The 26,495-nt window shown below is 59.6% G+C and carries 28 protein-coding genes; 6 read left to right on the forward strand and 22 right to left on the reverse strand.

The features are described from left to right. Position 1: 1 nt before the first annotated feature. A complete protein-coding gene (gene pheT, locus CRP02_RS12305; RefSeq protein WP_097171355.1) occupies positions 2-2,425 on the forward strand; it encodes a phenylalanine--tRNA ligase subunit beta in 2,424 nt (807 codons plus the stop codon). A 55-nt stretch (positions 2,426-2,480) separates the two neighbouring features. Here pheT and CRP02_RS12310 read toward each other — a convergent pair whose 3' ends face one another. After that, complete coding sequence (locus CRP02_RS12310) at positions 2,481-3,482, reverse strand: aldo/keto reductase (RefSeq protein WP_097171356.1); 1,002 nt, start codon at positions 3,480-3,482, stop codon at positions 2,481-2,483. A gap of 117 nt (positions 3,483-3,599) precedes the next feature. Here CRP02_RS12310 and CRP02_RS12315 point away from each other — a divergent pair, with 117 nt between their 5' ends. After that, positions 3,600-4,490 (forward strand): LysR family transcriptional regulator, encoded by an 891-nt coding sequence (locus CRP02_RS12315; RefSeq protein ID WP_097101179.1) that lies wholly within the window; start codon positions 3,600-3,602, stop codon positions 4,488-4,490. Here the strand turns inward: CRP02_RS12315 and CRP02_RS12320 are convergent, their stop codons facing one another. The 4 genes from CRP02_RS12320 to CRP02_RS12335 form a co-directional block, all read right to left on the reverse strand. Continuing rightward, positions 4,491-4,934: a GNAT family N-acetyltransferase gene (locus CRP02_RS12320; protein ID WP_003514632.1), complete on the reverse strand. Its 444-nt coding sequence runs from the start codon at positions 4,932-4,934 to the stop codon at positions 4,491-4,493. Position 4,935: 1 nt separating this feature from the next. Then, positions 4,936-5,886, reverse strand: coding sequence for an aldo/keto reductase (locus CRP02_RS12325; protein ID WP_097172748.1), 951 nt, complete (start codon positions 5,884-5,886; stop codon positions 4,936-4,938). 111 nt (positions 5,887-5,997) lie between these two features. Beyond that, the gene (locus CRP02_RS12330; protein ID WP_097171357.1) at positions 5,998-6,981 is read right to left on the reverse strand and encodes a GlxA family transcriptional regulator; all 984 of its coding nucleotides are present in this window, start codon (positions 6,979-6,981) and stop codon (positions 5,998-6,000) included. Continuing rightward, complete coding sequence (locus CRP02_RS12335; RefSeq protein WP_097171358.1) at positions 6,981-7,541, reverse strand: cysteine hydrolase family protein; 561 nt, start codon at positions 7,539-7,541, stop codon at positions 6,981-6,983. The genes CRP02_RS12330 and CRP02_RS12335 overlap by 1 nt, the downstream gene beginning before the upstream one ends. A 180-nt stretch (positions 7,542-7,721) precedes the next feature. On the opposite strand from CRP02_RS12335, the gene CRP02_RS12340 reads away from it, so the two are divergent. Continuing rightward, entirely contained in the window at positions 7,722-8,705 is a 984-nt protein-coding gene (locus CRP02_RS12340; protein WP_097171359.1) for a Gfo/Idh/MocA family protein, read from the forward strand. Here the strand turns inward: CRP02_RS12340 and CRP02_RS12345 are convergent. Together CRP02_RS12345 and CRP02_RS12350 are read right to left on the reverse strand one after the other, a co-directional pair. Then, on the reverse strand, positions 8,702-9,073 hold the full coding sequence (locus tag CRP02_RS12345; protein ID WP_097171360.1) for a hypothetical protein: 372 nt from the start codon (positions 9,071-9,073) through the stop codon (positions 8,702-8,704). The two genes, CRP02_RS12340 and CRP02_RS12345, sit on opposite strands and share 4 nt — an antisense overlap. A gap of 11 nt (positions 9,074-9,084) precedes the next feature. Next, the gene (locus CRP02_RS12350) at positions 9,085-9,327 is read right to left on the reverse strand and encodes a hypothetical protein (RefSeq protein ID WP_003514644.1); all 243 of its coding nucleotides are present in this window, start codon (positions 9,325-9,327) and stop codon (positions 9,085-9,087) included. Between the two features lie 191 nt (positions 9,328-9,518). Here CRP02_RS12350 and xseA point away from each other — a divergent pair, with 191 nt between their 5' ends. Beyond that, positions 9,519-11,123 carry an exodeoxyribonuclease VII large subunit gene (xseA, locus tag CRP02_RS12355; protein ID WP_097171361.1) on the forward strand — a complete coding sequence of 535 codons (1,605 nt, stop codon included), beginning with the start codon at positions 9,519-9,521 and terminating at the stop codon, positions 11,121-11,123. Here the strand turns inward: xseA and CRP02_RS12360 are convergent, their stop codons facing one another. The 3 genes from CRP02_RS12360 to CRP02_RS12370 form a co-directional block, all read right to left on the reverse strand. Then, complete coding sequence (locus CRP02_RS12360; RefSeq protein WP_003514648.1) at positions 11,124-12,326, reverse strand: mandelate racemase/muconate lactonizing enzyme family protein; 1,203 nt, start codon at positions 12,324-12,326, stop codon at positions 11,124-11,126. A gap of 54 nt (positions 12,327-12,380) precedes the next feature. After that, positions 12,381-13,088, reverse strand: a complete 708-nt coding sequence (locus CRP02_RS12365) for a FadR/GntR family transcriptional regulator (RefSeq protein WP_097171362.1) — start codon at positions 13,086-13,088, stop codon at positions 12,381-12,383. 114 nt (positions 13,089-13,202) lie between these two features. Continuing rightward, positions 13,203-13,703: a MarR family winged helix-turn-helix transcriptional regulator gene (locus tag CRP02_RS12370; RefSeq protein WP_097171363.1), complete on the reverse strand. Its 501-nt coding sequence runs from the start codon at positions 13,701-13,703 to the stop codon at positions 13,203-13,205. Positions 13,704-13,784: 81 nt separating this feature from the next. Here CRP02_RS12370 and CRP02_RS12375 point away from each other — a divergent pair, with 81 nt between their 5' ends. Continuing rightward, positions 13,785-14,651, forward strand: coding sequence for an EamA family transporter (locus tag CRP02_RS12375; protein WP_097171364.1), 867 nt, complete (start codon positions 13,785-13,787; stop codon positions 14,649-14,651). Between the two features lie 7 nt (positions 14,652-14,658). Here CRP02_RS12375 and CRP02_RS12380 read toward each other — a convergent pair whose 3' ends face one another. From CRP02_RS12380 to CRP02_RS12390, 3 genes are all read right to left on the reverse strand, one after another. Further along, positions 14,659-15,897 (reverse strand): aminopeptidase, encoded by a 1,239-nt coding sequence (locus CRP02_RS12380; RefSeq protein ID WP_097171365.1) that lies wholly within the window; start codon positions 15,895-15,897, stop codon positions 14,659-14,661. Positions 15,898-15,984: 87 nt separating this feature from the next. Continuing rightward, positions 15,985-16,461, reverse strand: a complete 477-nt coding sequence (ybaK, locus tag CRP02_RS12385; RefSeq protein ID WP_097171366.1) for a Cys-tRNA(Pro) deacylase — start codon at positions 16,459-16,461, stop codon at positions 15,985-15,987. A gap of 12 nt (positions 16,462-16,473) precedes the next feature. Beyond that, the gene (locus CRP02_RS12390; protein WP_097172749.1) at positions 16,474-16,821 is read right to left on the reverse strand and encodes an ArsC family reductase; all 348 of its coding nucleotides are present in this window, start codon (positions 16,819-16,821) and stop codon (positions 16,474-16,476) included. A 211-nt stretch (positions 16,822-17,032) separates the two neighbouring features. Here CRP02_RS12390 and CRP02_RS27515 point away from each other — a divergent pair, with 211 nt between their 5' ends. Beyond that, positions 17,033-17,200, forward strand: a complete 168-nt coding sequence (locus CRP02_RS27515) for a hypothetical protein (protein ID WP_003503889.1) — start codon at positions 17,033-17,035, stop codon at positions 17,198-17,200. Between the two features lie 60 nt (positions 17,201-17,260). Here CRP02_RS27515 and CRP02_RS12400 read toward each other — a convergent pair whose 3' ends face one another. The 9 genes from CRP02_RS12400 to CRP02_RS12440 all read right to left on the reverse strand — a co-directional run bounded on the left by CRP02_RS12400 (position 17,261) and on the right by CRP02_RS12440 (position 26,481). Further along, entirely contained in the window at positions 17,261-17,977 is a 717-nt protein-coding gene (locus tag CRP02_RS12400) for a 2'-5' RNA ligase family protein (RefSeq protein WP_097101207.1), read from the reverse strand. A 103-nt stretch (positions 17,978-18,080) separates the two neighbouring features. Next, positions 18,081-19,658 carry a glutamine-hydrolyzing GMP synthase gene (guaA, locus tag CRP02_RS12405; protein ID WP_097171368.1) on the reverse strand — a complete coding sequence of 526 codons (1,578 nt, stop codon included), beginning with the start codon at positions 19,656-19,658 and terminating at the stop codon, positions 18,081-18,083. 82 nt (positions 19,659-19,740) lie between these two features. Then, entirely contained in the window at positions 19,741-20,379 is a 639-nt protein-coding gene (locus CRP02_RS12410) for a 5'-methylthioadenosine/S-adenosylhomocysteine nucleosidase (protein ID WP_097171369.1), read from the reverse strand. After that, a complete protein-coding gene (locus tag CRP02_RS12415) occupies positions 20,376-20,825 on the reverse strand; it encodes a PaaI family thioesterase (RefSeq protein ID WP_003514669.1) in 450 nt (149 codons plus the stop codon). The genes CRP02_RS12410 and CRP02_RS12415 overlap by 4 nt, the downstream gene beginning before the upstream one ends. An 80-nt stretch (positions 20,826-20,905) precedes the next feature. After that, on the reverse strand, positions 20,906-21,358 hold the full coding sequence (locus tag CRP02_RS12420) for a TspO/MBR family protein (RefSeq protein ID WP_003514671.1): 453 nt from the start codon (positions 21,356-21,358) through the stop codon (positions 20,906-20,908). Positions 21,359-21,409: 51 nt separating this feature from the next. Then, a complete protein-coding gene (locus CRP02_RS12425) occupies positions 21,410-22,504 on the reverse strand; it encodes a DUF1513 domain-containing protein (RefSeq protein WP_097172750.1) in 1,095 nt (364 codons plus the stop codon). A gap of 4 nt (positions 22,505-22,508) precedes the next feature. Continuing rightward, on the reverse strand, positions 22,509-23,630 hold the full coding sequence (locus CRP02_RS12430; RefSeq protein ID WP_097171370.1) for an imelysin family protein: 1,122 nt from the start codon (positions 23,628-23,630) through the stop codon (positions 22,509-22,511). Continuing rightward, positions 23,630-25,162, reverse strand: coding sequence for a di-heme oxidoredictase family protein (locus CRP02_RS12435; protein ID WP_097171371.1), 1,533 nt, complete (start codon positions 25,160-25,162; stop codon positions 23,630-23,632). The genes CRP02_RS12430 and CRP02_RS12435 overlap by 1 nt, the downstream gene beginning before the upstream one ends. A 41-nt stretch (positions 25,163-25,203) precedes the next feature. Next, on the reverse strand, positions 25,204-26,481 hold the full coding sequence (locus CRP02_RS12440; protein WP_097171372.1) for an imelysin family protein: 1,278 nt from the start codon (positions 26,479-26,481) through the stop codon (positions 25,204-25,206). Positions 26,482-26,495: the final 14 nt, after the last annotated feature.

Consider the following 26,495-nt stretch of genomic DNA (forward strand, 5'->3'; position numbering starts at 1 on the left):
CATGAAATTCACTCTTTCCTGGCTGAAAGAGCATCTCGAAACGGATGCGACGCTGGACGACATTTGCGAGCGGCTGACGGCGATCGGGCTTGAGGTCGAGGATGTTGACGACAAGGCGGCCTATAAGCCTTTCGTCATTGCCAAGGTCGTCTCCGCTGAAAAACATCCCGAGGCCGACCGCCTCAAGGTGTTGATGGTGGATGCCGGTGACGGCAAGCCGGTGCAGATCGTCTGCGGCGCACCGAATGCGCGCGCCGGCCTTGTCGGTGCGCTGGCGCGTCCTGGCGTTTACGTGCCGGGCATCGATGTCACGCTTGCCGTCGGCAAGATACGCGGTGTCGAAAGCCACGGCATGATGTGCTCCGAAAAAGAGCTGAACATTTCCGACGATCACGACGGCATCATCGATCTGCCGGAAGACGCGCCGGTCGGCACTTCTTTCGCGACCTATGCCGGACTTGACGATCCGGTCATCGAGATCAATCTGACGCCAAACCGCCCGGATTGCACCTCGATCTATGGCATCGCCCGCGATCTCGCCGCTTCCGGTCTCGGCAAGCTCAAGACCAAGCCAGCGCCGTCCTTCAAGGTCGAAGGCTCAACCCCGGTCGACGTGAAGCTGGAGCTGGATGACGCGGCGCTCTGCCCCGGCTTTTCGCTGCGCATCGTGCGCGGTGTGAAGAACGGCCCGAGCCCGAAGTGGATGCAGCAACGTCTGATGGCGATCGGCCTGCGTCCCATCAATGCGCTCGTGGACATCACCAACTACATGACCTTCGATCAGGGCCGGCCGATGCACGTCTTCGATGCCGCCAAGGTCAAGGGCGATCTCACGGTCCGCCGTGCGAAAGAGGGTGAGACGATCCTCGCGCTTGATCAGCGCGAATACAAGCTCGGCCCGAACAATGTCGTCATCGCCGACGAAAAGGGCCTCGAGTCCATCGGCGGCGTCATGGGCGGTGAACACTCCGGCTGTGATGAAAACACCGTTGACGTGTTGATCGAGTCCGCTCTCTGGGATCCGATCAACATCGCCAAGACTGGCCGTTCGCTCGGCATCATCACCGATGCCCGTTATCGCTTCGAGCGCGGCGTCGATCCGGAATATATGGTTCCGGGTCTGGAACGCACCACCGAACTGGTTCTGGAACTCTGCGGCGGCGTTGCCGGCGAAGCCAAGGTCGTCGGTTACAAGGGGCATCAGCCCAAGGTCGTTGATTTTCCGCTCTCGGAAGTGAAGCGTCTGACCGGCCTCGAAGTTTCGGCGGAAGAAAGCCTGGCCATTCTCAAGGGTCTCGGTTTCGGCATCGAGGGAACGGGCGAGCGTGTTTCCGTCACCGTGCCGTCCTGGCGCCCGGATGTCGACGGCAAGGCCGATCTGGTGGAAGAGGTCATGCGCATTCATGGCGTCGACAACATCAAGCCGGAACCGCTGGAAAGCTTCGGTGCCGTCAACGGCCGCATCCTGACGACGCTGCAGGTCCGCACCCGCACCGCGCGCCGTGCGCTTGCCAGCCGTGGCATGCTCGAGGCAGTGACCTGGTCCTTCATCCCGGAAGCTCAGGCGAAGCTTTTCGGTGGCGGTTCGCGCGCTCTGAAACTGGCCAATCCCATCGCGGCCGATATGTCGGATATGCGTCCTTCGCTGCTGCCGGGCCTTCTGACCGCAGCACAGCGCAATGCCGACAAGGGCCATGGCGATGTGGCAATCTTCGAGGTCTCCGGCACCTATGAGGGTGACACGCCGGACACCCAGCGCCGCGTTGCCGGTGGTGTACGCCGTGGCACGGCCTCTCTCGCAGGCAGCGGCCGCATGTGGTCCAATGCTACAAAGGGCGGCGGCAAGCCGGTGGATGTCTATGACGCCAAGGCCGATGCGCTTTCGGTGCTCGAAGCCTGCGGCCTGCCCATGGCCAATGTGCAGATCGAGGCCGGCGCTCCCGGCTGGTATCACCCTGGCCGCTCCGGCACCATCAAGATGGGTCCGAAGGTCGTGCTCGGCTATTTCGGTGAATTCCACCCGAAGACTCTGTCAGAGCTGGATGTTTCCGGTGTCTATAGCGGTTTCGAGATCTATCTCGACGCCATGCCGGAGCCGAAGAAGAAGGCGACCCGCACAAAGCCGGCCCTTGAGCTTTCGCCCTTCCAGGCGGTCAAGCGCGACTTCGCCTTCGTGGTCGACAAGTCGGTCGAGGCAGGTGCCATCATCAAGGCTGCAACAAGCGCTGATCGCAAGCTGATCACCGGCGTCAATGTCTTTGACGTCTTCGAAGGTGCATCGCTTGGTGAAAGCCGAAAGTCCATCGCTATCGAGGTTCAGATCCAGCCGGTCGACAAGACGCTGACGGATGAGGATTTCGAGGCGCTGACCGCAAAGATCGTCGGTAATGTAGAGAAATCGACGGGCGGCGTGCTGAGAGCGTAAAGCTCTGTTTCATGAATTGAAAAAGCCGAGGCAGTCGCCTCGGCTTTTTTTGTTTTTAGCGGTTTGCCATCTGGGACATACGCTCGGGATATCGTTGGCCGGCAACCTTTGCTGGAGAAAGCAACGCGCCAAGGCTGGCGACTTCTTCTGCCGTCAGCGATACATCCGCTGCCGCCACGTTTTTCTCAAGATTGGCGATTTTTGTCGTACCGGGGATCGGAACGATAAAGTCATCCTGCGCCAGAACCCAGGCCAGCGCCAGCTGCCCGGCGGTAACACCCTTTTCGGCAGCCATGTCTTCCAGAAGCTTGATGAGTGCGAGATTGGCATCGAAGTTTTCACTTTGGAAGCGCGGCAGGCCGCGGCGGAAATCGTCGGATGCAAGTCCGTCGAGCGACTTCAGCGCGCCCGTCAGGGCACCACGCCCGAGCGGGCTGAAGGGGACGAAACCGATGCCAAGTTCGCGGCAGGTTTCCAGCACGCCGTTTTCCTCCACATCGCGGGTCCACAACGAATATTCGCTCTGTATGGCAGCGATCGGGTGAGTGGAATGCGCCTTGCGAAGTGTTTCGGCACTCGCTTCCGATAGGCCTAGATGTTTCACCTTGCCCTGCCGGACCAGTTCCGCCATGGCGCCGACCGTATCTTCAATTGGAACATCCGGATCGACACGATGCTGATAGAACAAGTCGATGGTGTCGACGCCTAGGCGTTTGAGAGAGGCTTCGGCGACGGCGCGCACATTTTCCGGGCGGCTGTCGGTGCCCACCATCATCTGGCCTGCGGGTTTGCTGGCGTCGATTTTGAAACCGAACTTGGTGGCAATGACCACCTTGTCGCGATAGGGCTTCAAACCCTTGCCGACGAGGATTTCGTTGTTGTAAGGCCCATAGACCTCTGCCGTGTCAAAAAAAGTGACACCGAGTTCGACGGCGCGTTGTAGCGTCGCTATTGCGCTGTTTTCGTCGCCGGTCGGGCTATAGGCATGGGTCATGCCCATGCAGCCGAGGCCAAGCGCCGAAACGGAAAGGTTGTTTCCGAGAGTTCTTTTTTTCATCTGTTCGTCCTTCCATGAGGAACCGCCCGTTGTCAGGGGCGTGATGAGAAGATAGCGCCCTAAGACGGCGAAAATAATCGCTGCAAATCGGTGCGGGTTGTTCTATTATTTAGAACAATGAACCGTGTACAACTCTCCCAACTCGCTGTCCTCGCTGCCGTTGCCGAAGGCCGTAGCTTTCGTAAAGCTGCCGCCGAACTTGCCATTGCGCCTTCCGCCGTCAGCCATGCGGTGTCGTCGCTCGAAGCAAGCCTTGGCCTGCGCCTGCTGCATCGTACCACCCGCAGCGTTTCGCCGACGGAGGAGGGCAGGCGGCTTCTCGAGACGCTGGGGCCGGCCCTTGCTGAAATAGATGCCGTCATCGATACGCTTGCCGAGCATGGCGGAAGGCCGGCCGGACCGTTGCGGATCACCCTGCCGAGACTTGCGGCGGAGGACCTGATCATGGCCCGGCTTGGCGAGTTCCTGCGGCTATATCCAGATATCTCGCTGGAGATTTCGACCGATGACCGCTTCGAGGATATTGTCGCGAAAGGTTTCGATGCCGGCCTGCGGCTCGGCGAGAATCTTGAAGCGGATATGATTGCCGTGAAGGCGAGCGGCCCATGGCGTGGCGCGATTGTCGGCGCGCCCACCTATTTCGCAGAAAATCCGCCGCCCCGTGAGCCGAGGGATTTGATGCGGCATCGCTGTATTCTCCGTCGCTTCTCCAGCGGGTTGCTCTACCGCTGGGAGCTGGAAAAGGACGGCAGACCTTTGGTGGTCGATGTGCAGGGGCCGCTCATCCTGTCGGACCAGAGCCTTATTCGCCGGGCGGCGATTGACGGCGCGGGTCTGGCTTTCGTTTTCGAACAGCGCGTAGAAGACGACATCAAGGAAGGCAGGCTGGTCCGGGTGCTGGAGGACTGGTGTGCGCCCTTTGATGGTTTTTATATCTATTACCCCTCGCGCCGGCAGATGCGCCCGGCGCTGAGGGCTTTCGTGGATTTCTTCCGCTTCAGAGGGTGATCAGAACTTGATGCGATAGCGGATATGGCCGTCACTTTTGACGTAGCTGTCGTAAAGCTTCTGGGCACGGTGATTGTGCTCGTCCGTATTCCAGTAAAGCCGGGACCAGCCCTTTTCCTTGCATATGGCAATGAGGTCATCCATCAGCGCCCGGCCTGTTCCCTTGCCGCGGATCGCGCCGTCAACGAACAGGTCTTCCAGATAGCAGTCGGGCGTTTTCACCCAGGTGGAATCATGGAAGTGATGGATGGCGAAACCGGCCATCCTGTCGCCCAGAAGAGCCACGCGCATGGAAACGCGTGATGCCGGATCGAGGATGCGCGCCCATGTATGGTCCGTAACTTCCTCGGCAAGGTGTACGTTATAGAAGGCGAGATAGTCGTTCCACAGGCGCAGCCATTCCGCCCGGTCTTCTGGCTCCGCGTCGCGAATTACAAGATCCATGTCACGCGCCCGCCTTGTCGAGCAGCGCCATCATCTCATCCGTCAGCTTGAGATTGACGGCGCGTTTGAAGCTTTCGAGTTGCGACAGGCTGGTGGCGCTGGCAATCGGTGCCGTCACGGCCCTCTTCCGCAGTAGCCACGCCAGCGCGATATCGGCAAGCTTGGCCCCTGTTTCAACGGCAACCGCATCCATGGCGCCCAGAACGGCAAGGCCGCGGGCGTTGACATATTCACCCACCCGGTAGCTGCGGGCGACGCCTTCCGTATCCGCCTTGGCGCGATATTTCCCGGTGAGGAACCCGGCCGCGAGGCTATAATAATTGATGACGCCAATTTCCTGGGCGACGCAAAGATCGGCAAGCGGGCCTTCGAAATCCGCACGGTTGTAGAGATTATATTCCGGCTGCAGCACATCGTAACGGGGCAGATCGTTCTTCGCGGCCGTGTCCAGCGCTTCCTGAAGCTGGCTCACCGAATAGTTGGAGCAGCCGATGGCGCGTATCTTTCCCTGTTCCTTCAGCTTTGCAAAGGCTGCAAGCGTTTCCTCCAGCGGCACATCCGCGTCCGGCTTATGGGCGAGGTAGAGATCGATATAGTCGGTTTGCAGCCGCTTCAACGAGGCGTCGACAGCCTTTGCGATCCATTTGGCGCTGAGGCCTGTCTTCTGACCGCGATTGTCGAAACCGACCTTGGTGACGATCACCGCGTCCTCACGCTTGACGCTCGACTGTTTCAGCCATTTTCCGATGATGGCTTCCGACTCGCCGCCCTCATGCCCGTCCACCCAGGCGGAATAGACGTCTGCCGTGTCGATGGCGTTGAACCCGGCGTCGAAAAATGCATCGAGCAGGGCAAAGGAAGTCTTTTCGTCCGCTGTCCAGCCGAACACGTTGCCGCCGAAGACGATCGGGGCGATGGAGAGGCCGGTGCGGCCAAGGCTTCGTTTTTCCACGGGGAATGCTCCTGTTGCTGTCTTTGGCGGCAAGGTTATCAACTGCTTGCCGGCATAACCATTCAATTCCTTTGATGGCATTCATCAGGCAACGGGCAAAAGCGGGTGAGATCAGGCCTGAAAGCCGCGATAGTGGCTGGGCGGGAGGCGATTGTGCTGTTGCCACACGCGCCGCAAATGCCGGGCGGAGGCAAAGCCCGCCCGCTCCGCAATGGTCTCCATATCCAGACGGCTGTTTGCAAGGATGTCGCGGGCAAGATTGACCCGCATCAGGTTGACGTAGTCGATGACGCTGATGCCGGTATGCTCGCGAAACAGGCGGGACAGGTGCCTCTCGCTGAGTGCGGCAATATCGGCCAGCCGTTCCAGCGACCAGTCCTGAGCCGGCTCAGTCATCACCCGGTCCTGCACCCGGTGAATGGCGGGGTGAATGTGGTTGCGGCCGGTAAGCCAGGGGGAGATTTGCGGATCATTGCCGCTGCGCCTGAGATAAACGACCATGTTTTTGGCAATGCGCGCCGCGACCGCAGGCGATGTCAGTCGGGAAACGACATGCAGCATGAGGTCGGTGCCGGTGGAAATACCGGCACTGGAGAAGCGGTTGCCATCCTCCACAAAAAGGCGGTTTTCGGCCACCTGCGACAGCGGTGCGGTGCGGCGCAGCGCTTCGACGCAGTCCGCATGTGTCGTACAGCTCCGCCCGTCGAAAAGTCCGGCTTCGCCCGCCAGCAGAGCGCCGGAGCAAATGGAAATGACTGTGGTGTCCGCGCGCACTGCGCGGCGTAACCATGCCACCAGCGCCTGCCGCTCCCGTCGCATCTCCGGCGCGTTGTCGAAGCGGGAGATGCTGCCGGAAATCAGCAGGAAAGCATTTTCCGGCAGGGTTGCGGGCAAGGCCTCCAGCCCGCAAAGCCCAAGGCCGATGGAGGATTGCTGTTGGTCATGTTCCGCGATGTAGCGGCAGTCGAAATGGATGTCCCGCTGTTCCGCGTTGGCATAACGGATCACCTCCAGCGGGCCGGCAATGTCGAGCAATAACGCGTGTGGCGGCACAAGCGTATAAAAGGGAATGATGCGCGTGCCGCCATTGTCCATCAGGCGGCCTTTCGTACCGTTTCGAGAACGTCGCCGACGGTCACGATGCGCGCAAAGCGACCGGCCAGCACCAGCTCGGTTCGGGTGCGAATGTCATCAGGGCTGAACACGGTGCCCGAGGCGTGCGTCATTGGAAAGGTAAGCGTCGCCTCGGTGACGTAATCGACTTTGTAACCGAGGTCCGATGCATGCCGGGTGGTCGTTTCGCAGCACTGTTCGGTGCGGATGCCGGATACGATCAGCCGGTTGATACCCTTTTGCGTCAGCCAGATATCGAGGCCGGTGCCGGCGAAAGCCGAGTGGCGGTTCTTGCGAAAGGTGACGTCAGGGGTAATGCGCAAACCCTCGAGTGCGCGAATATAGCCGCTCTCTTCTGCAAAGGCCCGGTCGCCATCGACATGAAAGATTTGCACGACGGGAATGCCCGACGCCTTGGCGCCGTCGATCAGTGCCTGCTGTTTTTCCAGATAGGCGGGAAGTTCGCTTTCTTCGAAATAGGGGGTGTGCCGGAAGGATTCCTGAACGTCGATGAGAAGGAGTGCCGTGTGAGAAGAGGACATTTCATGATTCTCCATTGGGTTCATGCATAGCATAATTCACCTTTGAAAGGCTGGATAAAAGCATGGAAACCGACAAAGGAAGGACGAATCCGGCCATAGCTTTTGCAGTTACGTCTCGCGCGACTTGCCAGGCGGCGCGACGATGGTAAGTTTTTGGGAACTACAGAGTGGGAGAATGAGATGCTGCGCTTCGGAATAATTTCAACGGCGAAAATCGCTCAGGATCACGTCATTCCGGCGATACAGGATGCGCGGAACTGTGTGGTCAGCGCCATCGCCAGCCGCGATCATGCCAAGGCGCGCGCGGTTGCAGACCGGTTTTCCGTCCCGCATGCCTTCGGCTCCTATGAGGAAATGCTTGCGTCCGATGTGATCGATGCCGTCTATATTCCGCTTCCCACCTCGCAACATGTGGAATGGACCATAAAAGCTGCCAATGCCGGCAAACACGTTCTGTGTGAAAAGCCGATTGCACTCAAAGCTGAAGAGATCGACGCCATCATCGCGGCGAGGGATGACAATGGCGTTGTCGTGTCGGAGGCCTTCATGGTCACCTATTCTCCTGTTTGGGGCAAGGTGAAGGAATTGCTGGCATCAGGTGCAATCGGAACGCTGAAGCATGTGCAGGGCGCTTTCAGCTACTTCAACCGCGATCCCGGCAATATGCGCAATATTCCCGAACTGGGCGGCGGGGCCTTGCCGGATATCGGCGTCTACCCGACCATCGTCACCCGTTTTGCCACGGGTGCCGAGCCGAAGCGCGTACAGGCGAGCGTCGAGCGTGATAAGGAATTCGGCACCGATATCTATTCCAGCGTCAGGGCTGATTTCGGCGGCTTCGAACTGAGCTTTTATCTGGCGACTCAGCTTGCCGCCCGCCAGATGATGGTTTTCCACGGCACGGACGGGTACATCGAGATCAAATCTCCCTTCAACGCCAATCGCTGGGGTGCGGAGGAAATCGAGTTGACCAACCAGGGCCATAACCAGTCGCAAGTCTTCCGGTTTCAGGACAGTCGTCAGTACAAGCTGGAGGCAGAGGCCTTTGCCCGCGCGGTGAAAGGTGAGGGCGAGGTCGTCACCCTGGAAAGCTCGAGGAACAACCAGCTTTTCATCGATGCCATCTACCGTGCGGCGGAAAAGGACGGTTGGGAGACGGTTTAATCCCGATCCGCACGCTGCTTTTGAAGCCGTCTGTAGCCGTAAAGCGCCAGCACCAGTGCCGCGAGTGCCGAAAAGGCAAGCGGGACCAGCGGCTGCACTAGTGGATTGCGCCATTGCAGCAGGGCAAACAGCCCGACGCCAACCATGCGGGAGATAAGCGTGACGGCGTTCATCAGAAAGCCGTTCAGCCCCTTGGGGCCATCGCCATTCGAATGGTTTAGCCTCCAACTCGTCGCAAGCCCTGCCAAAGCGCCCGGAAGACGGGCGGCAAGCGGGTCGATGCCGATATAAAAAATCAGCAGAAAAGAGATGGAAAGGTCTACAGCCAGTCCGTAAACCTCGGTCAGGGCGAAGTGGCGAAGCCGCAAGGCCGTGTGCTTTAAAGCGTCGGCTGGGTGGAACGCGGACGTTGCAGCACGAGAAGGCCGATGACCACACTCACAACGCCGAAATTATAACCGGCAAGCGCCAGGAGCAGCGACATCAGCGGCACGGCGGTTGCAGAAATCGCCATTGCGACACCATAGGCGCCGATGACCATCAGGCAGATGAAAATGATGCTGAATACCGAACGCAACGCAACTGCGGTTACGCCGAGCAATGTGGCGGTAAGAAAAATCATGAATGCCGCCTCCTCTTTGGTTGCCGGGTCTGGGACAAGACGTAGCGTCCTCTTCCCTAACGAACCCTTGTTTTCTCCTCCCTCACCCATTTTCCTAACTCGTTAGTTGAGGATATGGTTTCATCGCCGTTAAAAATAGAGCCGGCCAGTGCCGGCATTTCCGAATCGACGGGTTTTGGTTACAAACGGGCATGAGCGATATTTTCTCCAATGCCGCATTGAGCAATCTTGCCGAGTTCTCGGTTTCCGAACTGTCGGGTTCCATCAAGCGAACGGTGGAGACGGCTTTCGATCAGGTGAGGGTGCGCGGCGAGATTTCCGGCTACCGGGGTCCGCATTCTTCGGGTCACGCCTACTTCTCCCTGAAGGACGATCGCGCCCGCATCGATGCGGTTATCTGGAAGGGTACTTTCTCGCGGCTGAAGTTCCGCCCGGAAGAAGGCATGGAGGTCATCGCCACCGGCAAGGTCACCACCTTTCCCGGCTCCTCGAAATATCAGATCGTCATAGAAAGCCTCGAACCGGCCGGCGCGGGCGCGCTGATGGCTTTGCTGGAGGACCGCCGCCGACGTCTGGCGGCGGAAGGGCTGTTCGATGCGGAACGCAAACGCCGCCTGCCGTTCATGCCGCGTGTCATCGGCGTTGTCACATCGCCCACGGGCGCAGTCATTCGCGATATTCTCCACCGCATTTCGGATCGCTTTCCGGTCCATGTCGTCGTCTGGCCGGTCAAGGTGCAGGGCGAGGGCTCGGGTGAGGAAGTGGCGAACGCCATTCGCGGTTTCAATGCGCTTCAGCCCGGCGGTGAGATTGCACGCCCCGACGTGCTGATCGTCGCCCGTGGCGGCGGCAGTCTGGAAGATCTCTGGAGCTTCAACGACGAAATCGTCGTGCGCGCCGCTGCCGAGAGCGAAATCCCGCTGATTTCCGCCGTGGGGCATGAGACGGATACGACCCTGATCGACTACGCCGCCGACGTGCGCGCGCCCACACCGACGGGTGCCGCCGAAATGGCCGTGCCGGTGCGTGCGGAACTGGAGGCGCAGCTCTCCGGCCTTGCAGCGCGCCTTTCCGGCTCGGTATCACGCCAAATGGACAATCGCCGACAGGGCGTGCGTGCGCTGGTGCGTGCACTGCCATCGCTTGACCAGCTTCTGGCTCTGCCGCGCCGTCGTTTCGACGAGGCCGCAAGCGGTTTGGGTCGCGGGCTTGAGATGACGACGCTGAACAAGCGCCGCGCGTTCGAACGCTCTGCTTCGGGTCTGAGGCCGGAAATCCTGCTGAATGGCCTGCGGCAGCATCGCCAGCGTGTTAAGGAACGCATGCAGAGGGCCGAGGCGCTTGTGGAGCGCCGCCTGTTGCAGGCGCAGTCGAGAATTTCCTCGACCGATTCCGCGCTGCGTTCGCTACCCGCTCGCCTGCTCGGCCAGTTGGAGCGGCAGAAGGAACGGGTCGTCACCGCAACGCGACGTGCTGATACCGCCGTGCTTCACCGCATGGTGCAGAACCGTTCGGGCCTTGCTGCCCATGACCGCATCCTGCAGTCGCTGTCCTACAAGAATGTGTTGAACCGCGGTTATGCTGTCATCCGCGACGAGGAGAACCGGCCGCTGACCCGCGCTGCCGCCATCGTGTCCGGTGCAGTGGTGTCGATGGAGTTCGCCGACGGCCGCGTGGCCGCCCTGACGACAGGCGAGGCTACTCCATCATCTGATGTTCCAACGCCTGCCGCTCCCAAAAAGAAGCCGGTGAAACCGGCCTCTTCCGACCCGGGAAATCAGGGCAGTCTGTTCTGATCAGATCGACGCCGCATCTGAAAAACGGCGGCTGACAGTGAAGGTCTTTTCAATGTCGGGATGCAGCTCCATGCCAAGGCCGGCACCCGGCGGCACGGTGATCATGCCGTTTTTCACCTCCGGCAATGCGGTAACGAGATCGCGGTACCACGTCTTGTAGAAAGCACGCACGCTTTCCTGAACCAGCGCATTCGGTGCGTTGAGCGACAGATGCGTGGAGGCGCAGAGCACCACCGGGCCGGTGCAATCATGCGGCGCGACCGGCAGATGCCAGGCTTCAGCCATGGAAGCGATCTTGCGCGCTTCGGAAAGTCCACCACACCAGCTGATGTCAAGCATCACCACGCCGGCAGCGCCAGTTTCCAGGAGATCTCGGAAAGCCCAGCGCGAGCCGAGCGTCTCCGATGCGGAAATCGGCGCGGGTGAAACGGCGGCATAACGCGTCAGGCTGGAAAGGCTGTCCATCTTGATCGGATCTTCGTGCCAGAAGGTCTGGTAAGGGGTGAGCGCCTTGGCAATCTGCATGGCGGGCAGAAGCTGCCACATGGAGTGAAACTCCACCATGATATCCATCTTGTCGCCGACTGCCTTGCGGATTTTCTCGAAAGGCTCGAGTGCGCTTTTCAGGTCCGGCATCGAGATATATTGCCCGCGCGTCTTTTCCGCCGCCGCATCGAAAGGCCAGATCTTCATGGCCGTGATGCCGTCTTCCAGAAGCGAATGGGCAAGCTCGTCCGCCCGGTGCAGGAAGCCGTTCAGATCGTCATAATCCTTGCCGCCGGACAGGCCGTAATTGGCCGTCTGCTGGCCGGTCGCCTTCTTGATATATTCAGTGCCCGCGCAGGTATTGTAGGTGCGGATTTCCCTGCGGCTGAAGCCGCCGAGCAATTGCGCAATAGGCTGGTTGGTTGCCTTGCCGAAAATATCCCAAAGCGCGATATCGAAGGCCGAATTGCCGCGTACTTCCGCACCCGATGAACGGAAGCCGAGATAACCGACGAGGTCCTGTGCCAGAAGGTCGATCTGCAGCGGATCGCGGCCGATCACACGGGGTGCGATATATTCGTGCACATAGGTTTCAACCGTCTCGGCGCCGTAGAAGGTTTCACCAAGTCCGGTAATGCCCTCATCCGTGTGGACCAGAACCCAGAGCAGGTTTGCCCGTTCCGCCACGCGGACGGTTTCGAGTTTCGTAATTTTCATGAAGTGTCTCCTCCAGAGGCAGGCAGTTTTCGATCTGGAACTGCGTTTGAAAAATCAGGCGATGCCGGCGGCCAGAAGCGCATGCACGCTTTCATCGAAGTGCCGTGCCATCAGTGTTGAGGCCGTTTGCGGGTCGCCCGCGGCGATGGCCTGTCCGATGGCGATATGAAGTTCAGTCGCGGCATGACGCTGCGCGTCGGATTTGCGGCTCTTCCAGCCGATCGGCCATGTCTGGCGCGTCACATTCTGAAAGGCGCCGAGAATGAGTTCGAAAACCGGGTTCTTGGAGGCTCTGGCAACGGCAAGGTGAAAGGCAAGGTCGTGTTCCATGACCTTGTCACTATTGCCGAAGTCCCGCTCCATATTGTTGGCGTGGTCGAGAATGGTGAGCGCCTCCGCATCCGTTCGCCGGAGCGCCGCCAACGTCACGGTTCTGACTTCGATGGTGCGGCGCACGTCGTAAATCTGCTGGATGTTGATCTGCTCGGTATGAATGCCATGTTCGAACATCAGCGACATCGCGCCATGATCCAGCGTCGCCACCGTAGCGCGCTTGCCGACGCTGACATCGATCAGCCGCATGGCCGACAGGGATCGGAAAGCCTCGCGGACGACGGTGCGCGAGACACCGAGCTGCTGAGAGAGCGAAAGCTCGCTCGGCAGCTTCGCCCCCGGGGCAAGTTCGTTTTCGCGAATGTGGCGCGTGATTGCGCCAATCGCGCCGCTGACAAGGTCGGTTTCATGCGAAATGGGCTTATACAATCTTTCCTCCAACCTGTAGGACAGGTTTATGGAAAATTGCTTATAGGATTTTTATCGCCGAAACAAGCGCCATCACCTGCGCGATTGCTGGTTCCTGTCCGCGTTGTGGAAAACCTAAGCTTCAAACCCCTGGAGGAACCGCTTCACAAGCTTGTTCAGCGCCGTACGCTCTTCTTCGCTGAGCTGTGCGACCAGCCGTTGCTGGTTCTCGACATGGGCGCTGACCGCGTCCTCGACAATGACAAATCCCCGCTCTGTCAATGATATCAACACGCTGCGACGATCCTGCGGGTTGTGGATGCGCTCCACCAGACCCGCTTTTTCCAGCTGGTCGATCCGGTTGGTCATTGTGCCGGAGCTTACCATTGTCATGGCCAGCAGATCACCGGGCGAAAGCCGGTAGGGCGCGCCCGCGCGCCGCAATGTCGCCAGCACATCAAAAGCGGAAGAGGAGAGGCCGTGTTTCAGCAGCACCGCCTCCACCTCGCGACCGAGATGCGTGGTTAGCCGTTTCAAGCGCCCAAGCAGCCCCATTGGCGCGACATCGAGATCGGGCCTCTCCTTGCGCCATTGCGCCAGAATGTGATCGACGTGATCGAGCGGTTCTTTGTTCATCTTCAAGGCATAACAAATGATATCTTGACGTCAAGATAAAATTGACTAAGTTGTGTTTATCTTGATGTAGAGATTCTTGAAATGAAGAAAAATACCACCTATGCCGCCGATGTGCTGGTGACCGCACTTGCCCCCGCCATCTGGGGAACGACCTACTTCGTCACCACCGAATTCCTGCCGCATGGATATCCATTCCATGTTGCGATGCTGCGCGCCTTGCCGGCCGGCGTATTGCTGTTGCTTCTGGTCAGAAAACTACCGGAGGGCATCTGGTGGCCACGCAGCCTTATTCTAGGTGCGCTGAATTTCTCGTTTTTCTGGGCGATGCTTTTCGTTTCGGCTTACCGGCTGCCGGGTGGTGTAGCCGCGACTGTGGGTGCGGTCCAACCCCTGATCGTCATCGGCCTTTCGCGGCTGTTTCTCGCCGCGCCGGTCCGGCCGCTGGCCATTGTCGCTGGTCTTCTGGGTATTGTCGGCGTCGCACTTCTGGTTTTGGCGCCGGGTGCTGCCGCGCTGGATGCCGTCGGCGTGGCTGCGGGTCTTGCAGGCGCCGTATCAATGGCCTTTGGAACCGTGCTCACCCGCAAATGGCGACCGCCGGTGTCAAATCTCACCTTTACGGCCTGGCAATTGACGGCTGGAGGCATTCTACTTCTGCCGGTCGCATATTTCCTGGAACCGGCCCTGCCTGCACCGACCGCGGCCAATATTCTCGGCATGGCCTATCTCGGCATTATTGGTGCCGCCTTGACCTATTTTCTGTGGTTTCGGGGTCTCACCCGCATCGAACCCTCGGCTGCGGCCTCGCTCGGTTTCCTAAGCCCCGTCGTTGCGACCCTGCTTGGCTGGCTGGCGCTCGGCCAAAGCCTCACGCCAGTGCAAATCGTCGGGTTCGTTGCGGTGCTTTTCAGCATCTGGCTCAGTCAGCGGAGCCAGGTGCCGAAATAGCTCTTTATCAGGCCCATTCGCCCTTGCGCATCAACGGAACCGTGGAGCCATCCGGCTTCACGCCATCGATATCCACCTTGTCGGAACCGATCATCCAGTCGATGTGGATCAGGCTCGAATTGCCGCCCTGCGCCTTGATCTGATCCTGCGACAGCGAAGCACCATCAACGAAGCATTTCGAATAGCATTGGCCGAGCGCAATGTGGCAGGAGGCGTTTTCGTCGAACAGCGTGTTGTAGAACAGGATGCCACTTGCCGAAATCGGCGAGGAATGCGGCACCAGCGCCACTTCACCCAGACGCCGCGCACCCTCGTCTGTATCGAGCACCTTGTTCAGCACGGCTTCGCCCTTCGAAGCCTTGGCTTCCACGATGCGGCCGCCTTCGAACTTCACCTGGATATCGTCGATCAGCGTTCCCTGATGTGAAAGCGGCTTGGTGCTGGACACGTAACCGTCCACGCGCAGCGCATGCGGTGTGGTGAACACTTCTTCCGTCGGAATGTTCGGGTTGCAGGTGACACCGTTCTTGGCGGTGGAGGCGCCCCCATGCCATTCGTGGCCGTCCGCCAAGCCGATTTTCACGTCCGTGCCGGGACCGGTGAAATGCAGCGACGAGAAATGTTCACCGTTCAGCCATGCCGAACGCTTGGCGAGATTGGCGTTATGCTCCGCCCATGCCGCAACCGGATCGGCAAGATCCACCCGCGAGGCGGCGAAGATGGCGTCCGCAAGCTTGCGGACCGCTTCGTCTTCCGTCACACCGGGAAAGACCTGTTTTGCCCAGGACGGGTTTGGATAGGAGATGATGTTCCAGTTGATATCGAAGTTGGAAATCTTCTCAAGCGCCGGCTTATAGGCTGTGGAATTGGCCTTGTTGGCGCGCGCCACCTTGGCGGGATCCTGTTCGGCCAGCAGCATGGGGTTGTCGCCGGCAATCGCAAGCCGCGCCGCGCCATTGGCATAGGCCTTGGCCATGCCGTCATAGAGCCAGCCGGAAGCCCGGTCGAAATTGGCGTCGCTGGCGTGGCGGTAGCGGGAAAGCGTGGTTTCTTCGTCGGAATAGAAGGTGGTGACCAGCCCGCCGCCGGCAAGATAGGCGTGTTTGGTCAAAAACCGCACCAGCGGCAACGCCGCCAGCGGAGCGGTGATCACCAGATCCTGATCCTTCTGCAATTGCAGGCCGACCTTAATGGCGACTTCAGCCAGTTTCTCGAGTTTGACGGGATCGATGGGGGAAACAGTCATGATCTGCCTTCGTATATTTCAATCGGAGGCGCCGACCATAGCCCATTCGCTTCGAAAGCCAAATGCTTTCAAAGCTGTGTCCAGACGTCAATCGGCCACCAAAGGTGCGACAACGGCTTTCAGCGCTGCCTGCGCGTCGCCGGGGGAAAGCCTCACCTGCAAACCGCGCTGGCCGCCATTCATGTAGACATAGGAATGTGTCATGGCCTCAGCCTCTATGGCGGTCGGAACCTGTTTCTTCTGTCCAAAAGGGCTGATGCCGCCCACATGATAACCGGTTGCCCGCTCTGCATCGGCGGGCTTCATCATGCTTGCGGATTTGCCCCCGAAGGCGGCGGCAAGCTTCTTCATGCTAACTTCCCGGTCGGATGGGACGACGACGCAGACCGGCTTGCCATCCAGCTCAGCCATCAGTGTTTTAAGAACCAGATGTGGCGGCTCGCCGATAGCTTCGGCCGCCTGCAGGCCGATCCGGTCGGCATTCGGGTCGTAGTCATAGGTGACTGTGGTGAAGTTCACACCGGCCTGGGTCAGCATCTGTGTAGCGCGGGTTGTCTTGGACATGGCGGCGTGCGCTCACGCAAAGAGGGACTGATAGGTTTCCGGCTTGAAGCCGACGGATATCGTCTCCTTGGCCTCCAGCACCGGTCGCTTGATCATGGAGGGCTGCTCCAGCATCAGGCCAATGGCCTTTTCGCGGGTAAGATCGGCTTTCTGGCTGTCGTCCAGTTTTTTGAAGGTGGTCCCAGCCCGGTTCAGAACCGTTTCCCAGCCCGCGGCATCGCACCATGTTTCGAGATGGGCCTGGTCGATACCGGCCGTCTTGTAGTCATGGAAAGAATAGTCGACACCGTTGGCTTCCAGCCAGCTTCTGGCCTTTTTCATCGTGTCGCAGTTCTTGATGCCGTAAATGGTGACCGTCATGTTGCGTGCCCCTTTGTCTTGAACTTCCGGCATAACAAATAATGCGCCGTATTCAACCCGCAGCCTGCAGCACGGGATTCAAGCCATGCAAAAATGCAGTGTCTGACATCCAAACGAGCGCGAGCAAAGCTGCATGGCTTCCCTGCTACATCATGAGTTGTAGCAGAGGCCAAAAATGCCCATTATCTGGGCATCAAAGATGGAGAGAAAAATGCGTCAGGTTGCAAAGACATCGCGTAACTTCTTTGGCGAAACTTTCGCCGTTCTCGGTGCCGCACTTTCGGTTTCGGCCGCTGTTCGCGCGCATCGCAAGCCGGCCCGCGCCGACCTCGAAGCGCTTGGCATCGACGGCAAGGCTTTCGACAAGGTTCAGCTCTAAGCTGATTATCGTTTGCGGCGAGGCGACATCGCCTCGCTCGTGCGTATATGTTGGCGGGCCTTAGCGTTCCGCCTGCTTTCGGTTCGGCCGTTTTCTCGGACCGATCAGTTTATCCGGTAAATGCAGCTGGCTTTCGAGCGGCTCATAACGATCTGCTTTTGCGGAGAGTGCGAAGCGTCCTAGGGACTCATGTCGCGTTTCGCCATTATGGCTGAAAACAAGCTCGAAATTACCCGCAAGCCAGCTATAGGGTTTTCCCGCCGGCATCGGCTCTATCTTCCCGCAGCCATAAATCATCGTGATATGCGGCGTGAAAGATGGTGCCGCGATATAGGGAAGGTTCGCCTGTCGAAGCGCTCGCTGCAGCAGCTTCACCAGAGCGTTGATCTCCGGCAGATCACCACCGTTTCGCAGTACCAGACTGTTGCGATTGCCGAAAAGCGCGCTTCCGTCCAGGGTGACTGGAACAGGCCGCGCGCTTACCGCACCCATTGCCGCCTTCAGCCTGCTTGTCAGTCCGTGAGGGATTGTCTCGAAACATCCCAAACACAGCAGGGTTATGTGCAGAAGCTCGGCGGGATATGCCTCGCGGGTTGTCCGACCCATGGCATGATGCGACGCATCGACAAAAATTCTTTCCGCCAATTGCCGTGGTGGCTTCAGCAGTAGCAGGAGCTTGTTTCGAAAGCGCGGATTGATGCGTCGTATTTTCTGCGGCTCCAGCCCATCAAAACAAAGCTGCCTTAAGGCTCTTTCGTCCGCCAACTCGCACTCCATGACGATGCTCCACAGCCTTATACCAAGGCCGGAAACCTATCATTGCGCGGTGATAAAATAAAGAACAAAAGAGGAACAAAAGGCGGAATTACTCCGCCTTCGTTTATTCCCACTCGATCGTGCCGGGCGGCTTGCTCGTCACGTCATAGACGACACGGTTGATGCCGCGGACTTCGTTGATGATGCGGGTCGCGGCACGGCCGAGGAAATTCATGTCGTAGGGGTAGAAATCCGCCGTCATGCCATCCACGGAGGTCACGGCGCGGAGCGCACAGACGAAGTCATAGGTGCGGTAGTCACCCATGACGCCCACGGTCTGCACCGGCAGGAGCACTGCGAAGGCCTGCCAGATGGTATCGTAAAGACCCGCCTTGCGGATTTCGTCGAGATAGATCGCATCTGCCTTGCGCAGAATATCGAGCTTCTCGCGGGTGATCGCACCGGGGCAGCGGATCGCCAGACCCGGGCCGGGGAAGGGATGGCGGCCGATGAAGCTTTCCGGCAGGCCGAGTTCACGGCCAAGCGCACGCACCTCGTCCTTGAAGAGTTCGCGCAGAGGCTCCACCAGCTGCATGTTCATGCGCTCGGGAAGGCCGCCGACATTGTGGTGGCTCTTGATGGTGACGGAAGGACCGCCTGAGAAGGAAACGCTCTCGATGACGTCAGGGTAAAGCGTGCCCTGCGCCAGGAAATTCGGAGCACCCTTGCCGTCTGCTGCGATCTTGGCAGCTTCCGCCTCGAAGACCTCGATGAACAAACGGCCGATGGTCTTGCGCTTCACTTCCGGGTCGGAGACGCCCGAAAGCTGGCCCAGGAACATGTCTGCGGCATCCACATGCACCAGCGGAATATTGTAATGGTCGCGGAACATGCCGACGACCTGCTCGCTTTCGCCAAGCCGCATCAGGCCGTGATCAACGTAAACGCAGGTTAGCTGGTCACCGATCGCCTCATGGATGAGGATCGCCGCAACCGAGGAATCGACGCCGCCGGAGAGAGCGCAGAGCACGCGCCCGGCGCCGACCTGATCGCGGATCTTGCGGATCATCTCGGCACGATAGGCTGCCATCGTCCAATCGGATTTGAGACCAACGATCTTGTGCACGAAGTTGGAGAGCAGCTTGCCGCCATCTGGCGTATGCACCACTTCCGGGTGGAACATGGTGGTGTAATAGTGGCGTGTCTCGTCGGCAGCGATGGCGAAGGGTGCGTTCTCGGAGGTTGCGATAACCTCGAAACCTTCCGGCAGTTTCGTCACGCGGTCGCCGTGGCTCATCCATACGGGATAGCTCTTGCCCTGTTCCCAGAAACCGTCGAACAGAGGGCTTGCCTTTTTGATGTCGATATCGGCGCGCCCGAATTCCGCCGCGTGACCGCCCTCGACAACGCCGCCGAGCTGGGTGCAGAGCGTCTGCTGGCCGTAGCAGATGCCGAGGATCGGAACCTTGCTGTCGAACACCGCCTGCGGAGCGCGCGGGCTGCCTTCCGCCGTGACAGATGCGGGGCCGCCGGAGAAGATCACGCCCTTGGGCTGGAGCTTCTCAAACGCCTCTGCGGCATTCTGAAACGGGTGGATTTCGCAATAGACCCCGGCTTCGCGGATGCGGCGCGCAATCAGCTGCGTCACCTGGCTGCCGAAATCGATGATGAGAATGCTGTCGGGATGGGCTATCTGGGTCATGGCGAGCCTTTAAAGAAAATGGCGGCTTTAGGCAACCCGGAAGCGGGCGTCAAACGCCGGAAATTTGCGAAAATCGCGAGGTTCAAAGGGTGATCGCACCGTCTTCGATGGCGTGGCAAAGCCTGTCGACGGCGTCTGCGAGCTTTTCATCGATGATATGCAGGTATTCCGTCCAGTCGTCCACATGGTTCACATCTTCCCTGCCGTCGGAAATACCGCACAGGCCGATGAGCGGCACGCCGAAGCGCTGGCAGGCCCGGAGCACGGCATAGGTTTCCATTTCCACCATATCGGCATCGATCGACCCATAAGCGGCACCAGAGACGACGTTGGCGCCCGTGGAAAGCCGCGCCTCGGCAATATCGGGTATGCGCAGGGACAAGGCCACCTCGGCCGGCAGATCGAGAAACGGCGTGCGGCCCTTTTCAAAACCGAAGGCTGAGGCATCCATGTCGCGGTAGGCAACAGAAATCGCCTGATAGATGCCCGTCTGGTCGAGCGTCCGCGAGCCGGCGGAGCCGAGCGAAACGACAAGGTCAGGCAGATGGTCCGCCGCATCGAGCCCGGCAAGAATTGCCGTGACCGAAATCGCTGCCTCGACCGGGCCGACGCCGGTCATCAAGGGCGCGATGCGCGCCTGCAGGTGGGGGCCGTATTCGGCGGAAGCCGCCATGACGAAAAGTATGGATTTGTCTGCAACATGCAAAAGCCGGTAGCTCATCCGGTAATATCCTCGCGGCCCTTCACCACCATCATCGTGCCTGTCATGGAGGCGATCAGCTTCGCAGGCCCGTCGGAAAGGGCGTAAGCGCGGCCATCGGCCACGATCAGGTTGTTGCCCGGCTTGATGATTTCGCCACGAAACAGGAACCGCTCGCCGCGCCCGGGCGACATGAGGTTGACCTTGAACTCGATTGTCAGCAGCGAGGCTTCCGGCTCTATGATCGTATAGGCGGCATAGGTGCAGGCGGTATCCAGGCCTGCGGCAATGACACCGGCATGCAATATGCCGTGCTGCTGTGTCAGCTTTTCATGAAAGGGCAGCTCGATTTCCACCAGACGGTGTTCGATGCGGCTTATCTGCGCACCGATTGCCTGCACCACACCCTGCCGCGCAAAGCTTCTTTCTATCCGCTGACGAAAATCGCCGGGATCCGTGATCTCCATTGGCTTACCTGCCTGCTTTTGTCCTCACCGCAAACTGACATGGCGTGTGGCGGCGGGCAAGGCAAGTGCCGCAGGAGCAATTAGTTCAGCACGGCGATGCTGGCATTCAGCAGCGTGGCAAAGGCGACCCAAAGTGCGTAGGGCACGAAAAGCCACATGGAGATGCGGTCGCGACTGTAGGTGAGCGCAATGAAAGCCAGAATGCAGATCAGCATCGGCACGATGATGACCAACGCGCCCGTCGGGCTTTGCATGCCGAAAAAGATGGGCGACCACAGGAAATTCAGCACCAGCTGCGTGAACCAGAGACGCATGCGCGTGCCCGCTGGTCTCACGATCCAAGTTCGCGCGCCTGCAATGCCGATCATCACGTAGAGCGTTGTCCAAACGGGGCCGAATATCCAGTTGGGCGGGTTGAAGGGCGGCTTCTGAAGCGACTGGTACCATTCGCCCGGCACGTTGTTGATGCCGATGAGCGCACCCAGCGCAACAACCACAACCACGAAAATGATATACACGGACAGGTTTTTCATGACGCCTCAAATGCTTTTTGGTCTTTTTTGTTCCGGTGCATTTTCAGTATTTTAGCCTGAAATACGCACGATATGCTGGTCCCACGCCACGTCGCTGCGAATAGCCTCGAAAAATCCGTCATAGGAAGAAACCGCAATGCCCTTTGTGGCGGGGGCAACGCCCGCAGCCTCCCGTACGGTCGTCTCGGATACAACACGCCCGGTTTTCGCATCCAGCGTCACGGCCGCGTTGCCATTGGGTGAGGTCAGGCCCACCAGGCCATCGCGTCGGTTGACGGCGATGGCACCGACATAATTGGCAAGGCGCACCGTCGTTGGCTCTGGTAGATCGACGAAGGCAAGGTCCTCGCCCTTCGAGAAATGGCCAACAAGCGGCGGAAGATCGTTGCGCGGTCCCTCATATTGGCAGGCAAACCAGACACGCCCGTCATCGCCGAGATCGACATGGCGGGTGGAAAGCTGTCGCAACTGGTCTGGCATGGCATGTTTCTGGATCAACTGGCCGCTGGCGGCGTCCAGAAGCACGAGCGACGGCTGCATTCTGTCGACATTGAGTTTGGTTCGGCCGAAATCCGGGTGGGTCTCGATGCCGCCATTTGCGATCACGATCAGCCTGCCATCATCGCTCACGGTCATGTCATGGGTGCCAATGCCGTGGGCGTCGTATTCACCGATGCGGACAAATCCGTCGCGGGCATCGTAAAGCCCGATAACACCGCGATTGCCATCGAAGTCGTTTTCGCTGGCGTAGAGGATCGCACCGTCGGGGGAAAATTGTCCGTGGCCGTAGAAGTGGCGATTTGCCGGCGTGTGCATCACGACAGGTTCGCGGCGCCGCGCGGGGTCAAAGGCCATGAAGAAGGTGCCGGGCCGGCGCGCAAAGGCCACTGTCATGCCGGTCGCATGGCTCGTTGCCATTCCATGGGCGCGGGCTGGAAGCGCAACACGGTCGATGATCTCGCCGCGTTCGCTCACAGTCGCAATGCCGTAGGAACCGTCATGGGCGCGAAAGGCGGAAGCGAAGACAGCGTCCGCGCGTTCAAGCGCATGCAGCGAGCCGGGAGCGAGCGTCGCAAGGAACGGAATGCCCGCCGCCTTGATGAAGCTGCGCCGGTCTATCAACGTCGGCTTTTTGCCTGATATCACCGCCTCAGTCTCCGTCGGCGAAGGAAAAGCCGGAGCTGAGACCGATTGCTCCGCCATACTGGTCGTTGAGGCGGTAGATCAGGTCTTTGCCGTTCAGCAGCAGGTAATCCACCTTGGCGCGTTGCTGATCGTCGTCCAGCGCCTGTTCCACGTTGGTATCAATCGTTCCGGCAATGCGGATCATCGATTTGGCGATGAAATCGATGGAGTTGACGATGGAGCGCTGGTCGGATGGCACGAGTTCGACCATATCGGCCGTGTGCAGGAGGGTCTGAACGGCCTTGATGTTTGCGGCAATGCTTTTCCACGTAAGGCCGGACCGCCAGTAGATCGCCGTGCGGGGAAACTTCGCCTTGTCCGGCCCTTTGTAGAAAGTCTCTATGCGCTGGTCGCGGATTGCTTCGGCGCCGTGCACGAGAATGCCAAGCAGGGCAACCAGCGCCTCACGCTCATCGCGAAAGACGGGATTATCCGCGCCGGGCTGCGTCCAGTTTTTCTGCGCGCCGTCAGGTGCGTTCCAGCTGTCGGAAAGCTCCGCCGCCACATTGGCAACGTTGCCGGCAATCGCCGCGCCATAACGGCAACGGAAATCGCCCTTCTTGTCGAACAGGTCATCCGCACCGGTGCCATAGAGCACGAATTCCAGCGCGCCGAGGCCTTGCGCTGCGACACTCTTGCCCTTCAGGCTCTCGGCGCTGGTGACGCTTTCGTCCTTTTCCGCAAGGTAACGCTGTACCTGTTTCAGGCCAAGACCCTTCTTGTCTGGGTAATAGAGCACACGTTCGAAGCGGTTGTGCTCGATCACCGGACCGACCCGAACGATCTCGATGGTTGACCAGCTGGAGACCGTATCGGCAAAGGCCGCTTTGGCCGCCTCGTCCGTCGTTTTGGAAGGGGAGGCGCAGAAAGCCTTCATGCTGCCTTCCAGCTTCTCTGCCGATTGCCGGAAGTGGTCATAGCCGGGACGGATGAAACCGTTCACCGCTTTTTCCATCACGCCCCGCACCTGTACGGGGTCGAGCGGTGGCGGCGGCATCAGCTCCACATCCTGCGCCATTGCGGGCTGCATGCCCAAAAACAGCAGCACGGAGATGAGACCGGGTATTTTTCGCATGGCATTTTTCATCAAAGGGACTCCAGAAAAGCCAGCAAAGCCTGCCGGTCGGATTTTTGCAAGGCGGCAAAGGCATCGCGCGCTTTTTGCGCTTCGCCGCCGTGCCATAATATCGCTTCTGTCAGGCTGCGCGCCCGCCCGTCATGCAGGTAAAAGCCGTTGCCATTCACGCTTTGCGTCAGACCGATACCCCAGAGCGGCTGGCTTCGCCATTCCTGCCCGCTTGCTTCGCCCACCTGCTGGCCGTCGGCAAGCTCCTCTCCCATGTCGTGCAGCAGAAAATCCGAATAGGGCCAGATCAGCTGGAAAGACTGAATGGGGTCGGCAGCGTCACGGCGGGTGACGAATTTCGGTGTATGGCAGGATGCGCAGCCGGATGCGTAGAAAAGCTGCTTTCCCTGCAAAACGGTGGGATCACCCACATCGCGGCGCTGCGGCACTGCAAGGTTTTCGGTGTAAAAGGTCACGAGATCGAGAATGGGGTCCGGCGCTTCCACTGGCCCAAGCCGTGGCTGCACGCCGGTCGGCATGGCAAGACAGTCTTTCTGAACGTCTGTGCAATCGCCATAGGCGTTTTGTGCATCCGGCGTGGAAATGCCGATATCGTGGGAGAACGCGCTGGCGCTCTGGTCGCGGACGCTGGCGTTCTGGGCTTTCCAGCCAAATCGGCCGAGCTTCACTTCGCCGGTCCGGTGATCCCGTACAAAAGCAGGGCGCCCGGAAATGCCGTCGCCATTTTTGTCATCCGGATCGGCGCTGGCCAGAATATCGGCCTCGGCAATGGCCTCGATCAGCCCAAGCCCAAGGGTTGGCATGGCAATCCGCGCCGACAAAGTCGTATCGACGCCCAGGGGGCCATAGTGCAGGCCTGCCACGGCATAGTCTGGCTTGCGCAGCATCACCACCTCGCCGTCGGCCAGCCGCACGGGCTTTTCGATATAGGTGACGACAGGTTTGCCCTCTGCGGCGAGGCCGGGAATGGCAAGGTTCTGAAGCTGCCGGCCATAGGTCTCGTCGGGAAAATTCAACATCTCGTGGCGCGCAATCGCTGCCCGTTCCGCCTCGTTGCGGGCAGGCCGCGCCAGCCGCAGAAACAGGGAGACGGCATCTTCGCCGGCAAGTGGCGGTCGGCCTCTGCCGTCCTTCACATGGCACGCCTGGCAGGATCGGGCGTTATAGAGTGGTCCCAACCCGTCCGAGGCTTGCGTGGAGGAGGGGGAAGACACCCAGAGCTTCTGGAACAGCGCATTTCCGAGCTTGAAATCCTGTTTTCGCTCGAACGGCATTGTTGCGGATGGATGCGAAAACGCGCCGCTATCGGCTTTATTGGTGCTGGTCGTTGCCCCGCCGGACATGGTCTCGAAGGGCTCCGGCCTGGTAAAATCGATCGTCGGCGCGGTGACAGCCTGAACGCGGCTTCGGTCTTTTTCCGTCAGATCGTCTCGAAGCGGCGCGGCAAGCACCATCGATGCCACAAGGCAGGCTGCCCCGGCGAAGAAGAACGGCTTGCGGATCCGCGGCAGCGATGACTTCATGGAAAGCATGGGAATGGCGGGCCGCAGCGATCTGCGGCCCGCATTGGTTCTTATTTGAAGACGGCGTTCGGATTATCGAGGCTGGCGGAACCTTCAAGTTCGATCTTGCCGAGATCGAGTGCCGCAATCACGCGTTCGACGGTTTTCGTCTGGTCGAGAAGGCCGTCGATGGCCGTCTGAACCACGGCGTTGCCTTCCTTGTTGCCTTCGCCGATCATCTGGTCGTAGGCCTCGACGGTCTGGGCGCGCTTTTCCATGGCATGCATGGCGTCGAGCGTCTTGTTCAGCTTCGCCGTCATCTCGTCGTTCAGCGCCTTGTCCTTGGCGCCTACCAGCTCCGACAGCGAGGCGCCGGTCATCTTCGTTCCATCCACACGGGTATATTCGCCGGTATAGGCAGATGCGATGCCGATGGCGTCGTTAAGATGCGAATTATAGGTATTGTCAGAGAAGCAATCATGCTCCTCTTCCGGATCGTGCAGCAGTAGGCCGAGCTTCATGCGCTCGCCTGCCAGCTCGCCATAGGAAAGAGAGCCCATGCCGGTGAGAATGGCGGTCAGGCCGGCTTTCGGGTCGGCTTCCACTGTCTTGGTGGCTTCTCCTTCCGGCGCCCAGGCGTCCACCATTTCCTGAAGATCCTTGATCAGCAGGGTGGAGGCGGACTTCAGGTAATCGGCGCGGCGGTCGCAATTGCCGTTCGTGCAACTCTTCTTGTCGTAGTCGGTATAGGGGCGGTTGCCCGCACCAGGTCCGGTGCCGTTCAGGTCCTGGCCCCAGAGCAGGAATTCGATGGCGTGGTAACCGGTCGTCACATTGGCTTCGACATCGCCCGCCTCGTGCAGGCTTTCGATCAGTTCGGGGGTGATCTTCGAGGTATCGACATCTTCGCCGCTGATCTTGATCTTCGGATTGGCGATGATGTTTGCGACGTAAAGCTCGTTCTCGTCGCTCTCGGTGCCGTAGGAACCGTCGACATAGTCGATCAGGCCTTCATCCAGCGGCCAGGCGTTTACCTTGCCTTCCCAGGCGTCGACGACAGGGTTGCCGAAACGATAGACTTCCGATTGCTGGTAGGGAACGCGCGCCTTGATCCACGCTGCACGTGCAGCTTTCAGCGTTCCTTCGCTCGGCGTTGCGATCAGCGCGTCGATTGCCTTGTCCAGCGCCTTGGCCGTGGTCAGCGAATCCTCGTATTTCGCATGCGCGACGTCGGCGTAATGTTTGACGACAGCGGCGGCGTCGGTCGCAGCGCGGGCGGGAAGTGCGGTGAAGGTCGCGGATGCGGCCAGAAGCGCGAAAGACGCGCTGAGAATGGTTTTGCGGATCATGATCCCTCTCCTTG

Source organism: Rhizobium sp. AN5, assembly GCF_900215255.1.
Taxonomy (GTDB): Bacteria; Pseudomonadota; Alphaproteobacteria; order Rhizobiales; family Rhizobiaceae; genus Agrobacterium; species Agrobacterium tumefaciens.

Coding starts and splice junctions, on each gene's coding strand:
- CRP02_RS12435 (WP_097171371.1), bottom strand. CDS start 25,162: ATGCTTTCCATGAAGTCATCGCTGCCGCGGATCCGCAAGCCGTTCTTC.
- CRP02_RS12380 (WP_097171365.1), bottom strand. CDS start 15,897: ATGACTGTTTCCCCCATCGATCCCGTCAAACTCGAGAAACTGGCTGAA.
- CRP02_RS12335 (WP_097171358.1), bottom strand. CDS start 7,541: ATGTCCTCTTCTCACACGGCACTCCTTCTCATCGACGTTCAGGAATCC.
- CRP02_RS12350 (WP_003514644.1), bottom strand. CDS start 9,327: ATGATTTTTCTTACCGCCACATTGCTCGGCGTAACCGCAGTTGCGTTG.
- CRP02_RS12400 (WP_097101207.1), bottom strand. CDS start 17,977: ATGGAGTGCGAGTTGGCGGACGAAAGAGCCTTAAGGCAGCTTTGTTTT.
- CRP02_RS12390 (WP_097172749.1), bottom strand. CDS start 16,821: ATGACGGTCACCATTTACGGCATCAAGAACTGCGACACGATGAAAAAG.
- CRP02_RS12440 (WP_097171372.1), bottom strand. CDS start 26,481: ATGATCCGCAAAACCATTCTCAGCGCGTCTTTCGCGCTTCTGGCCGCA.
- xseA (WP_097171361.1), top strand. CDS start 9,519: ATGAGCGATATTTTCTCCAATGCCGCATTGAGCAATCTTGCCGAGTTC.
- ybaK (WP_097171366.1), bottom strand. CDS start 16,461: ATGTCCAAGACAACCCGCGCTACACAGATGCTGACCCAGGCCGGTGTG.
- pheT (WP_097171355.1), top strand. CDS start 2: ATGAAATTCACTCTTTCCTGGCTGAAAGAGCATCTCGAAACGGATGCG.
- CRP02_RS12420 (WP_003514671.1), bottom strand. CDS start 21,358: ATGAAAAACCTGTCCGTGTATATCATTTTCGTGGTTGTGGTTGTTGCG.
- guaA (WP_097171368.1), bottom strand. CDS start 19,658: ATGACCCAGATAGCCCATCCCGACAGCATTCTCATCATCGATTTCGGC.
- CRP02_RS12360 (WP_003514648.1), bottom strand. CDS start 12,326: ATGAAAATTACGAAACTCGAAACCGTCCGCGTGGCGGAACGGGCAAAC.
- CRP02_RS12310 (WP_097171356.1), bottom strand. CDS start 3,482: ATGAAAAAAAGAACTCTCGGAAACAACCTTTCCGTTTCGGCGCTTGGC.
- CRP02_RS12430 (WP_097171370.1), bottom strand. CDS start 23,630: ATGAAAAATGCCATGCGAAAAATACCCGGTCTCATCTCCGTGCTGCTG.
- CRP02_RS12320 (WP_003514632.1), bottom strand. CDS start 4,934: ATGGATCTTGTAATTCGCGACGCGGAGCCAGAAGACCGGGCGGAATGG.
- CRP02_RS27515 (WP_003503889.1), top strand. CDS start 17,033: ATGCGTCAGGTTGCAAAGACATCGCGTAACTTCTTTGGCGAAACTTTC.
- CRP02_RS12375 (WP_097171364.1), top strand. CDS start 13,785: ATGAAGAAAAATACCACCTATGCCGCCGATGTGCTGGTGACCGCACTT.
- CRP02_RS12330 (WP_097171357.1), bottom strand. CDS start 6,981: ATGGACAATGGCGGCACGCGCATCATTCCCTTTTATACGCTTGTGCCG.
- CRP02_RS12340 (WP_097171359.1), top strand. CDS start 7,722: ATGCTGCGCTTCGGAATAATTTCAACGGCGAAAATCGCTCAGGATCAC.
- CRP02_RS12315 (WP_097101179.1), top strand. CDS start 3,600: ATGAACCGTGTACAACTCTCCCAACTCGCTGTCCTCGCTGCCGTTGCC.
- CRP02_RS12410 (WP_097171369.1), bottom strand. CDS start 20,379: ATGAGCTACCGGCTTTTGCATGTTGCAGACAAATCCATACTTTTCGTC.
- CRP02_RS12370 (WP_097171363.1), bottom strand. CDS start 13,703: ATGAACAAAGAACCGCTCGATCACGTCGATCACATTCTGGCGCAATGG.
- CRP02_RS12415 (WP_003514669.1), bottom strand. CDS start 20,825: ATGGAGATCACGGATCCCGGCGATTTTCGTCAGCGGATAGAAAGAAGC.